Origin of the sequence: Desulfovibrio sp. 1214_IL3152 (assembly GCF_036763055.1) — a bacterium.
Lineage (GTDB): Bacteria > Desulfobacterota > Desulfovibrionia > Desulfovibrionales > Desulfovibrionaceae > Desulfovibrio.
The window spans coordinates 19341-30559 of the sequence record NZ_JBAIYW010000595.1 but is presented as its reverse complement, the minus strand read 5'-3'; the positions used below and the strand labels follow the sequence as shown (position 1 = coordinate 30559).

Genomic DNA, 11219 nt, shown 5'->3' with positions numbered 1-11219 from the left:
TCGCGCGGCGGTGGTCCCCCTGTCCACAGGCTGGAGCGACCTTGGTTCGTGGGAGGCGTTCTATCAGGCGGAACAGGGTGACGACAGCGGCAACGTCTGCCACGGCGACGTCATGACCCAAGACGCGGAAAACTGTTATTTTAACGCCCAGCACCGTCTGGTGACGGCCATTGGCGTGCGCGACCTTGTGGTTGTGGAAACGCGCGATGCCGTACTGGTGGCCCCGCGCGAGCGGGTGCAGGAAGTCAAAAACATGGTCGGCCGCCTGCAGTCAGCCCGGCGAACCGAATGCAGACAGCACCCGCTGGTGTACCGCCCCTGGGGCAGCTACGAAACGCTCGTTATGGACGCCCGCTTTCAGGTAAAACGCATCACGGTCAACCCCGGCGCGGAGCTTTCCCTCCAGATGCACCATCACCGCGCCGAGCATTGGGTGGTTGTCAGCGGCACGGCCGAGGTGACCAATGGTGATGCGGTGCACTTGTTCTCTGAAAACCAGTCCACCTACATCCCTGTGGGTACAAAACATCGGCTGAAAAACCCCGGGGTCATCCCTCTGGTGCTTATTGAAATCCAATCCGGTGCCTACCTGGGCGAGGATGATATTGTACGTTTTGCCGATGTGTACGGGCGGGAAGGCTAGCACCTTCATGCCGGGCTTTTTTGATCGCGCCTTTCAGGCGCCATTGCGCGGAGAATCATGACGCAGAGATATTCTATACTGGTAACCGGGGCTGCCGGCATGGTGGGCCGCAACATTGTTGAAGTGCTGGAGCCTGCGGGGTACGAGCTTTTTACGCCGCGCAGCCGCGAACTGAACCTCATGGACAGGTCGGCTGTGGACGCGTTTTTGCAGCGCCACAAGCCCTCGCTCATCATCCACTGCGCGGGCCGGGTCGGCGGTATTCAGGCCAACATTGCCGCACCTGTGGATTTTTTGTACGAAAACATGCAGATGGGCCTCAACATCATCATGGGTGCTTTACAACAGGGTGTGGGCTGCTTTTTGAACATGGGTTCAAGCTGCATGTATCCGGCGCAAGCGCCGAATCCGCTTGTGGAAGATATGGTGCTGGCTGGCAGTCTGGAACCCACCAACGAGGGCTACGCCATTGCCAAATGCGCTGCCACTCGTCTGTGCCAGTACATCAATGCCCAGTATCCCGGCAAAGCCTACAAAACTCTGGTGCCGTGCAATCTCTACGGCAAATACGACAGGTTTGACCTGCGCGCGTCGCACATGATCCCCGCCATTATTCGCAAGATCGACACTGCCGTGCGCGAAGGGCTGGACACTGTGGAAATATGGGGCGACGGCGAAGCCCGCCGCGAGTTCATGTATGCCGAAGACCTTGCGCAGCTGACGCTTATGGCTGTGCAAAAATTTGAAGCCTTGCCCGACCTTATGAACGTGGGGCTTGGCTATGACCATACTGTAAACGACTATTACGAGGCGGTGGCCCGGGTGCTGCACTATCAGGGGGCATTTAGCCATGACCTGGGCAAACCCGCTGGCATGCGGCGCAAACTTGTGGATGTGTCGCGGCAAAATGCCTTTGGTTTTACCCCACGCCATACTCTTGAAGAAGGGATTAAGAAAACGCATGCCTACTACACATCGCTATAACCTCGCCAGCACCACCTGGAATAGTGCGGAAATCGACGCCGCGGCAGCTCTTGCCCAGGCGCAGACCACCAGTATGGGAGAGGCTGTTTTTACCTTTGAAAAAGAATTTGCCGCCTTTGTGGGGGCAAAACATGCGGTTATGGTCAATTCCGGCTCCAGCGCCAACCTTCTGATGACCGCAGCCATGTTCTTCACACGCCCCGAACCCCGCCTCAAGGCTGGCGACGAGATTGTGGTGCCTGCCATCTCCTGGCCCACAACCTACTACCCCTTGCAGCAGTATGGCCTCCGTCTCAAGTTTGTGGATGTGGATATGCACACCCTCAACTATGATCTTGAAGCCCTCGCCGCCGCCGTTTCCGACAAGACGCGGGCCATCATGGTTGTGAACCTGCTTGGCAATCCCAACGATTTTGACGCGATCAACGCCATCATCGGCAACCGCGACATCACCCTACTTGAAGACAACTGCGAATCGCTGGGGGCGACCTACAACGGGCGCTACGCGGGGTCCATCGGCCTTATGGGTACGTATTCCTTTTTCTTTTCGCACCATATTTCCACCATGGAGGGCGGCATGATCGTCACCAACGACGATCATCTGCATGACCTTTTGCTCTGCCTGCGGGCGCACGGCTGGACGCGCAACCTGCAGAAAGAGAATACCCTGTGCGTCAAGTCGGACAATCCTTTTGAAGAATCCTTCCGCTTTCTTTTGCCGGGCTACAATGTGCGCCCGCTGGAAATGGAAGGCGCTATCGGACGCGAGCAGCTTAAAAAACTGCCGGGCTTTTTGGCTGCGCGCAGAAAAAATGCCGAGCAGTTCTTGAAGCTGTTTGCCGACGACCCGCATTTTATGGTGCAGCAGGGCATAGGTTCGCCCTCGTGGTTTGGTTTTTCTCTGGTCATCCGGCCCGGTTCGCCTTTGAAGCGCAACCATGTTGCCGCAACGCTGCTTGACAATGGCGTAGAATGCCGCCAAATCGTTTCAGGCAATTTTGCGACCAAGGATGTCATGCGGTATTTTGATTATTCTGTATCCGGCAGCCTTGCCAATGCCGAATATGTGGACGCCAATGGCCTCTTTATCGGCAACGACCATGTGGACCATACGGAAGATCTCAACCGGGTTCGCACTATCCTTTCATCCCTGGCCTAAGCGAGTGTTATAATGAAAAAAGCTCTTATCACAGGCATTACTGGTCAGGATGGCGCGTATCTTGCCGAATTTTTGCTGAGCAAGGGATACAAGGTACACGGCATCAAGCGGCGTTCGTCCCTTTTTAATACAGACCGAGTGGACCACCTTTTTCAGGACGCGCACACCTGCGACCAGAGACTTGTGCTGCACTACGGCGATCTGAGTGATTCCAGCAACCTTGTGCGGCTGGTGCAGGAAATTCAGCCCGACGAGGTGTACAACCTCGCGGCGCAAAGCCATGTGCAGGTGTCCTTTGAATCGCCGGAATACACGGCTGATGTGGACGCCCTTGGCACGTTGCGCCTTCTGGAGGCCATCCGCATTGCCGGCCTGACCGCAAAAACAAAGTTTTATCAGGCGTCTACCTCGGAACTTTTCGGCATGGTACAGGAAGTGCCGCAAACCGAAAAAACACCCTTCTATCCCCGTTCGCCCTATGCCTGCGCCAAACTCTATGCCTACTGGATTACGGTCAACTACCGTGAAGCTTACGGCATGTACGCCTGCAACGGCATCCTGTTCAATCACGAATCTCCCATCCGCGGCGAAACCTTTGTGACCCGCAAGATCACCCGCGCTCTCTCCCGCATGGTGCTGGGGCTTCAGGATTGCCTGTATCTCGGCAATATGGATGCCAAGCGCGACTGGGGTCACGCTCGCGATTATGTTGAAATGCAGTGGCTTATGCTGCAGCAGGAGCAGGCGGACGACTTTGTGATCGCCACGGGCCGCCAGTTCTCTGTGCGCGACTTTGTCAACACGGCAGCGGCAGAACTGGGCCTGACGCTCACATGGCAAGGTGCGGGCATAGACGAAACCGGCGCCGTGGCGGCTGTGGACGTAAACGAACTGCAACAGGCCGCTGGCAACCGGCAGGGACTGGAATGCCACGTCAAACCCGGCGATGTCATTGTGAGGGTAGACCCGCGCTACTTCCGCCCCACCGAGGTGGAGACCCTGCTGGGCAATCCGGCCAAGGCCAAGGAAAAGCTGGGATGGGAGCCGCGCACGACCTTTGAAGATATGGTGACTGAAATGACACGCGAAGACCTTGCCCTGAGCATGCGCGATGCCGTGTGCAAGGTGGCAGGATTCAAGACGTTCAGCTATAACGAGTAGCTCCGCATGGACAAAAATTCGCTTATTTATGTAGCCGGACATCGCGGCCTTGTGGGCAGCGCCCTGTGCCGCGCCCTGGCGCGTGCAGGCTACAGCAATCTGCTCGCGCGCCCCCATGCGGAACTGGATTTGTGCGTTCAGGCGGCGGTACGGGCTTTTTTGCGCAGCACAGGCCAGATATTGTGGTGCTTGCTGCCGCCAAGGTGGGCGGCATTCATGCCAATGCCACCTATCCAGCAGAATTTATTTAGCAAAACTTACAGATACAGAACAACGTCATTGACAGTGCGTATCGCAACGGCAGCAAAAAACTGCTGTTTCTCGGCTCGTCCTGCATTTACTCCAAGCTGTGCCCGCAGCCCATTAAGGAAGAGTACCTGCTCACCGGATCGCTGGAACCCACCAATGACGCCTACGCCCTGGCGAAGATTGCGGGCATCAAGATGTGCCAGTCCTACCGCAAGCAGTACGGCTTTGACGCCATCAGCGCCATGCCCACCAAACTGTATGGCCCAGGAGATAACTATCACCCGGAAAACAGCCATGTGATTCCGCGCTTATTCGGCGCTTCCATGAGGCCAAGGTCACCGGAGCCAAAAAAGTGACTATCTGGGGCACGGGCAAAGCTCTACGCGAATTCCTCTATGTGGATGACATAGCCGAGGCCTGCCTGTTTCTCATGGAAAACTTTCGGATTTTGAGCACGTCAACGTGGGAAGCAGTGTGGAACATTCCGTTATGGATGTCGCTCATATGGTAGCCCGCGTGGTAGGGTTCAGGGGTGAAATTGCCACCGATGCCGCCAAACCAGACGGCACCCCGCGTAAATTCATGGATTCTGGCAGGCTGCTGGGCATAGGCTGGAAAATTCACACCACCCTTGAGGAGGGCCTGTGCAATACATACAACGATTTTTTGCATCGTCTGCATATATGCAACTAGCTGACATCTAAAGACTATTTTGACAGTCAGCACCACAGCGGGATTGCTTTCCCATTATTTGTATGAAAAATAAAATGGTAACATCACAGGATTAAGCAGAATGTAACATAGTTAGATATATCTATCGTCTCAGGCAAACATTCCTGCTCGAATATTCAGGCAAAATTGTACACAGACTGGTAAGCATGCTCGCCACATCACGAAAATTTTACGCGCTACTTCCTCAGCACAGGCAAAGACAGCTCATATGGCTTGGATTTGCCATGTTTGTCATGGGCTTTATCGAACTGGGTCTGGCTGGCTCCATATCACTTTTGGGGGTAGCTTTGGCTGACCCTGCCAGCTTGAATAAAATAGACCTACTTCGGCGAATTTTTGAGTTTTTGCCCACCATCGGCTCAGAAATGCCGCAGCAGATTCAAATGCTTTTTTTTGTGCTGATACTGGTGTGCACCGCCACTGTGATAAAGAATCTTGCCATTGGTTTTATGACCTACTGGCAGTGCCTTGTCGCGCAAGAGGTAGCCTGGGATATTTCTTTAAAAATTTTCAACAATTATATAGCTGCGCCTTACATTTGGCACACGCAAAATAATCCCGGTGAACTCTTCAATTACTTGAACTGGCGCATCCATAGCAGCACCTTTTTCACGGGACTGTTGCAAAGCCTGAGTCAGGCCGGAATCATGTTATTCCTGTTAGTGGGGGCCTTTACGATGGCTCCTGCCGTATCGGTACTTTTGTATGGTGTTTCTGCGTGTGTGGCACTGCTCATTTATAAAATGGCGCAGCGCAGGGCCCGAGACGCAGGGGCGCGTACAGGGGAACTTAGTGAAATTTCAAGCCGCGTGGCGCATGCGGCCCTGCATGGGATACGCGAGGTCAAGATTTATAATCAACAGCTGGCCTTTATACAAAGCTATCAAAGCCTGGCCCGGCCAACAGCACTGGCTGCGGCGAAACAGGGCGTTTTCCCTCCCCTGCCGCAGTGGTGGCTGGAGTCCACCGGAATGCTGTTATTGCTTTGTGGCGTACTGCTGATGGTTGTGCTGGGAGACAGCGTAGCCAGCATTACGGGCACGCTTACACTCATGGCAGCGGTGTCATGGCGTCTGCTGCCGGCCCTTAATAAGACTGTTGGCGGCGTATTGATGATGAAGGCGCAGATTACGCCGGTCAGCATTCTGCTGCGCAAATGCCTGTCAATCCCCGACTTGCAGGGCGAGACGTCCACGCTGCCTTTCCACCATAGCCTTGATTTGCAACATATTGACTTTACTTATCCAGATAGTTGCAAACCGTCACTGCGAGACATAAACATTACCATTCCCAAGCGAAGCATGGTGGGCTTTATCGGGCTTTCCGGCGCAGGAAAAAGCACCCTGGTAAGTATTTTGACTGGGCTTGTTGTTCCAACATCAGGGAAAATACTGGTTGATGGCAAAGAGGTACATGCCAGCCCGGGTTTTTTGAAAATTGGCTATGTGCCACAAAATCCCTACATCCTGGACGCGACGCTTGCCGAGAACGTGGCCTTTGCTGACTGGGGGAAAGGGCCGGACCAAAAGCGTGTTTTAGAATGTTGCAAATTGGCCGCCATGGATTTTTTGGAAGATTTGCCCCAAGGAATACATACGGTCATGGGAGATAGGGGCGTGCGGCTTTCGGGTGGTCAAGTGCAGCGCGTGGCCATAGCTCGCGCCCTCTACGACACCCCGGACTTACTGCTCTTTGATGAAGCGACCAGCGCACTGGATGGGGCCACCGAGGCGGCAATACAGTCCACCATACTGAGCCTGCGCGATAATATGACCATTGTAATAGTGGCGCACAGGTTGAGTACGGTTGAAGCCTGTAGCCATCTGTATTGGCTGCAAGATGGTCAGGTAGTGAAGCAAGGGAATGCCGCACAGGTATTGCCAGAATATCAGAATTTTTTGAAAAAGCATTTGACGGATGCACGCACAGAGCAGTCATGACACGCAATCAAAAATACAGCCTTTTTATTGAGGACTTGCAACATATCGGGCATAGTCTTGCTACGCATATAAATTTATATGAGAAAAAAAGCATTTTTTTGGTTGGATGCACTGCATTTATGGGCAAATGGCTCATTGATGCCCTGCTGTGGCTCAATGAGCAATATGCGTTGCAGCTCAATCTTACAGTGTTGACGCGCAACAGGAATACGCTTTTATCTGAAATGCCCCATCTGCAAAACCATGATTGCATCCGCTTTCTGGATGGCGGCATAATGGATTTTGACGCTGACGCGCTCCCGCCCTTTGAACTTGCCATACATGGACTGAACCTGCCTAACGATGGCACCTCCTCCTGGGCCGCCCGGCATATGACAACGGCGACACAAGGGACAGAAAGATTGTACAGGCTTGCGGCAGAACGGGGTTGCAAGACAGTATTAATGACATCATCAGGGGCTGTGTACGGCACTGGCCCAGTGGGCGGGACCATGGATGGCAGATTATGCGAAGAAAATGCCCCGCCCAATCCATTTTCCGAACCGCGTGTATATGGCGAAACAAAGCGTTTTTTGGAGTCATATGCCTCAGCACTTGGCGAGCAGTATCATATTACAACAGTAGTTGCCAGGTGTTTTGCCTTTTCTGGGGCACATGTAACACTTGGTGTCAATGCTTTGGGCAGCTTTGTGGCAGATGCTCTGGCAGGTCGCAACATTGTCATCAAGGGTGACGGCACCCCGGTACGTTCATTTTTGTACGGAGCAGACATGGCAGCATGGTTGCTGGTACTGCTGGTCGCAGGACGCCATGCCACGCCCTACAACGTGGGCTCAAGGCACGGCGTCAATCTGAAGCAACTGGCCAAAACTATTCTGCATTGTGCTGGTCTGGATAAAGATGTAGTCGTTGAGGGGACGCCCCTGCAGGGCAATGCGCCGGCTTGCTACGTGCCGGCCATCGCCAGAATCGAGCATGAACTGGAGCTTAAAGAGGGATATTCGCTGGAAGACGGCTTGTATCGCATGTTGGAGTGGCATAATATGCGCCAAACATCATCACGGAGGCTTAAATGAGCGTTTTTATCATCGCAGAGATTGGCATCAACCATAATGGTGATATTGAAATTGCCAAAAAGTTGATTGATATGGCCAAGGGGGCCGGGTGCAATGCCGTTAAATTTCAAAAACGCGACATAGACGTGGTTTACACCAAAGAGTTTCTGGATTCGCTTCGGGAAAGCCCTTGGGGCACCACGCAGCGGGATCAAAAGGCAGGGCTTGAATTCGGCAAGGCCGAATTTGACGTTATCGATGCCTACTGCAAAGAAAGAGACATTGAATGGTTCGCTTCGGCCTGGGATGAGAACAGCCTGGAGTTTCTTGACCAATATGACTGCAAGTACAGCAAGGTCGCTTCGGCCATGACTGTGAGTGAAAGATTTCTGAAGGCTGTGGCCTCGCGCAAAAAGCACACCTTCATATCAACAGCCATGTCAACCATGGACGATATTGGCAAGGCAGTTTCCATTTTTCGAGAAGCAGGGTGCCCATTTGAACTTATGCATTGCGTAGGGACCTACCCCATGAAGGTAGAAAACGCCAATCTGCGCTGCATTGAAACCTTGCGGAACGCCTTTAACTGCAATGTCGGCTACAGCGGCCACGAAACAGGCCTTGCAGTTTCCGTGGGTGCGGTCATGCTGGGCATCACCTCTCTGGAGCGCCACATCACCCTTGACCGTTCCATGTACGGATCCGATCAGGCAGCCAGTGTGGAAGGCGCAGGCTTGCATCAACTCTGCCGGTACACACGAATCCTTGAAGTTGCCATGGGCGATGGCAACAAGCGTATCCTGCCCGAAGAAGCCAAGGTGGCAGAAAAACTGCGTGCGCACTTGAAGGTGGATTAAAATGAACTATCTTGAATCTGTATTTTCTTCAAAAGAACTCGCCGCATTAAAAAAAGCCTGCTTCACTTTTTCTAAAAAGAGCTATGGTTCATTTGCAGAAATTCAGGACAGAGACGTCATTGTTTTTGGTGCTGGCCTGTTTGGCCAAATAGTCGTTGACATGCTATTGCGCGAAGGAATTGTTCCCAAATACTGCATTGACTCTAACCCAGCTAAAATTGGAACTCGTTATCGAGATATAAACATTCTTTCTGTTGAAACTTTGCAAAAAGAATCATATCCACTGGTCATTCTCACGTCTGCGTACGCACGAGAGATGTTTGAACAATGCAAAAAATATAAGGTTGAAACAATTCTTCCTGTTGATTTGCCGCCATCATCCATACCGGCACCGCCGGTTGGCTACCACTTTGATGAAGCAGCTGGCACGGCAGAAATTGCGGAATTGGCCTCATTACTTGATGAACAGTCTCTTTTGGTGCTCAAAAATTTTCTGGCTTTTCAGCTTACTCTTGATCTGAAGTTCATAAAAAAAATATACATCCCCGACCCATATTATGCTCCAGACATGCTTAGTATGGTAAGATACGATGTTTTTTGTGATCTTGGTGCAAGTATTGGTGATACATATAAAGATTTTTTGAAACATACAATCCCTGGGAAAACAGGGCAATATAAATATTATGCCTTTGAGCCAGATTACGATAGTTTTCTGCAGCTTCAAAATACAACAAAAGACGACACCAATGTTGTCGCATCGTTCCTCGCTATTGCGAAATCAGATGGGTTGATGGCAATTTCTGGCTCAGGAATAGAATCCAGTTTGCTTGTCTCTGATAGAGAAAACAGGCGCGAAGTCCAAGTTAAAAGTCTAGACAGTTTTTTTAAAGGGAAAAATCCTCTCCCTACAATACTCAAAGCGGATGTCGAGGGCTACGAGATGGAAGTATTAAGAGGGGCTGACAACTTAATCCGCTCACAACGGCCAGATTTAATTTTTTCTGTGTATCATAAAAAAGAAGATATATACGCCATTCCTCTCTATATTCACAGGCTCAATCTGGGGTATTCCATACATTTGCGGCAACACTCTGAGACATATGGCGACACCGTTGTTTATGCCATTGCAACTTAAACTAGAAAGAATCGGCTATCTTTTATAGATAGAGTGCCGACTAGTTTAAAAAAGTTAGAGTTTTTCCAGCGGTGACTTGAGTGGAATAGTCTCATCATCGTTACTTGAGAAACATGGCCCCTATGGGGAAAAGAACACCTCTATGATTTATCCTTTTGAAAGAAGAACAGATATTCACACGTGTCCAATATGTGCGCAAAGATGTGAAGAGCCCTTTTTCACTTTAGAGTTGCGAGAAAAAAAATTTCTTCCAGAAAAGGTTTTTTTGTATTCTTGCAAGCACTGCAATTTTGTTTTTACAGCTCCTGGTGACCAAGAATGTTATGATCGATATTATGAACACTGTGTAAATGACCAGATGACAATATCAGGTCAGCCACTTCTTGATAAAAACCGTTATGCGATTCAGATCGATACTCTTTCTCCTATTCTCGAAAGTAATTCAACGCTAAAAATTTTAGATATTGGTTGTGGAAGCGGAGGTTTAATGGAAGCTATGGAGCTCAGATTTCCTCAGCATGACTATATCGGCTGTGATGCTTGCCAACAATTTTCCATAAAACATCCTGTTTATGAATTTTCTAATATTAAAAAACATCATATAAAGTTTGATGTAGTGATTGCTTCGCATTTTTTTGAGCACCTTATAAATTTATTTCATTATGATTTAGACTCCATTCTTAATAACTCTGGGATTCTATATTTAGAAGTACCCGACGCCTCGAGATACAAAGATTTCCCCAGAAGAGAATTTCTTTATTATATAGATCGCCTTCATGTTAATCATTTTAGCGTGGAATCATTGCGTAATTTATTGAATAGAATGAACTTTGAAGTAACGCATGCGGGAATCAACCAATTTGAATATAAAGACGGAAAAGACTTCCCAGCACTTTATATTTTTGCAAAAAAACAGCGGAATTCCTCTTTTGAGCCTAAAAGTGAACAACTTGCTTTGTATACTTCTATGTTAACATATATTTCTCAAGAAAAAAGAAGAGCCTTGCTGGGAAAAAGTTTTTTTGAGAATAAAAAAATCGTTGTGTATGGCTTTGGAGACAATTTTTTTAGAGCTCGGGAAAATGGTGGGCCACTACAAGGCGTTACGATTGAAGCCATCGTTGACAAGGCATACAAGGACTTAGGGGCTAGCAAGTATGGGGCAATGTATAAGTTTATTGATTTTCAAACTGCACTTAAAGATTATAAAGACTGCCATTTCATAGTTTGTGTGTCATTTGGCTCTGAACAAATTTGTAATGAATTCAGAAAAAATAACATCATTAACGTTTCTGTGATATAAA

General features: G+C 50.1%; 9 protein-coding genes and 1 pseudogene. All 10 read left to right on the top strand.

The annotated features are described in order from the left end of the window. Nucleotides 1-643, top strand: a 643-nt coding sequence (locus tag V6C07_RS12565; RefSeq protein ID WP_333536816.1) for a cupin domain-containing protein, incomplete at its 5' end; no start/stop codon positions are given. 57 nt (nucleotides 644-700) lie between these two features. After that, nucleotides 701-1627 carry a GDP-L-fucose synthase family protein gene (locus V6C07_RS12560; RefSeq protein ID WP_333536815.1) on the top strand — a complete coding sequence of 309 codons (927 nt, stop codon included), beginning with the start codon at nucleotides 701-703 and terminating at the stop codon, nucleotides 1625-1627. Beyond that, on the top strand, nucleotides 1605-2786 hold the full coding sequence (locus V6C07_RS12555) for a DegT/DnrJ/EryC1/StrS family aminotransferase (RefSeq protein ID WP_333536814.1): 1182 nt from the start codon (nucleotides 1605-1607) through the stop codon (nucleotides 2784-2786). Before V6C07_RS12560 ends, V6C07_RS12555 begins: the two co-directional genes overlap by 23 nt. 12 nt (nucleotides 2787-2798) lie before the next feature. After that, nucleotides 2799-3947, top strand: a complete 1149-nt coding sequence (gene gmd / locus V6C07_RS12550) for a GDP-mannose 4,6-dehydratase (protein ID WP_333536813.1) — start codon at nucleotides 2799-2801, stop codon at nucleotides 3945-3947. Nucleotides 3948-3953: 6 nt separating this feature from the next. After that, nucleotides 3954-4889, top strand: a pseudogene (locus V6C07_RS12545) (GDP-L-fucose synthase family protein). Between the two features lie 263 nt (nucleotides 4890-5152). Next, entirely contained in the window at nucleotides 5153-6868 is a 1716-nt protein-coding gene (locus V6C07_RS12540; protein ID WP_333536812.1) for an ABC transporter ATP-binding protein, read from the top strand. Continuing rightward, nucleotides 6865-7944, top strand: a complete 1080-nt coding sequence (locus V6C07_RS12535; RefSeq protein ID WP_333536811.1) for an NAD-dependent epimerase/dehydratase family protein — start codon at nucleotides 6865-6867, stop codon at nucleotides 7942-7944. Before V6C07_RS12540 ends, V6C07_RS12535 begins: the two co-directional genes overlap by 4 nt. Beyond that, nucleotides 7941-8780 (top strand): N-acetylneuraminate synthase family protein, encoded by an 840-nt coding sequence (locus tag V6C07_RS12530; RefSeq protein ID WP_333536810.1) that lies wholly within the window; start codon nucleotides 7941-7943, stop codon nucleotides 8778-8780. The genes V6C07_RS12535 and V6C07_RS12530 overlap by 4 nt, the downstream gene beginning before the upstream one ends. A gap of 1 nt (nucleotide 8781) precedes the next feature. Further along, nucleotides 8782-9915 carry an FkbM family methyltransferase gene (locus tag V6C07_RS12525; RefSeq protein ID WP_333536809.1) on the top strand — a complete coding sequence of 378 codons (1134 nt, stop codon included), beginning with the start codon at nucleotides 8782-8784 and terminating at the stop codon, nucleotides 9913-9915. Between the two features lie 76 nt (nucleotides 9916-9991). Beyond that, nucleotides 9992-11218 (top strand): class I SAM-dependent methyltransferase, encoded by a 1227-nt coding sequence (locus tag V6C07_RS12520; protein WP_333536808.1) that lies wholly within the window; start codon nucleotides 9992-9994, stop codon nucleotides 11216-11218. Nucleotide 11219: the final 1 nt, after the last annotated feature.

What these genes read in the sequence shown, in the direction of transcription:
- V6C07_RS12555 (WP_333536814.1), top strand. Translation starts at nt 1,605, where the DNA reads ATGCCTACTACACATCGCTATAACCTCGCCAGCACCACCTGGAATAGT.
- gmd (WP_333536813.1), top strand. Translation starts at nt 2,799, where the DNA reads ATGAAAAAAGCTCTTATCACAGGCATTACTGGTCAGGATGGCGCGTAT.
- V6C07_RS12530 (WP_333536810.1), top strand. Translation starts at nt 7,941, where the DNA reads ATGAGCGTTTTTATCATCGCAGAGATTGGCATCAACCATAATGGTGAT.
- V6C07_RS12525 (WP_333536809.1), top strand. Translation starts at nt 8,782, where the DNA reads ATGAACTATCTTGAATCTGTATTTTCTTCAAAAGAACTCGCCGCATTA.
- V6C07_RS12535 (WP_333536811.1), top strand. Translation starts at nt 6,865, where the DNA reads ATGACACGCAATCAAAAATACAGCCTTTTTATTGAGGACTTGCAACAT.
- V6C07_RS12560 (WP_333536815.1), top strand. Translation starts at nt 701, where the DNA reads ATGACGCAGAGATATTCTATACTGGTAACCGGGGCTGCCGGCATGGTG.
- V6C07_RS12540 (WP_333536812.1), top strand. Translation starts at nt 5,153, where the DNA reads ATGTTTGTCATGGGCTTTATCGAACTGGGTCTGGCTGGCTCCATATCA.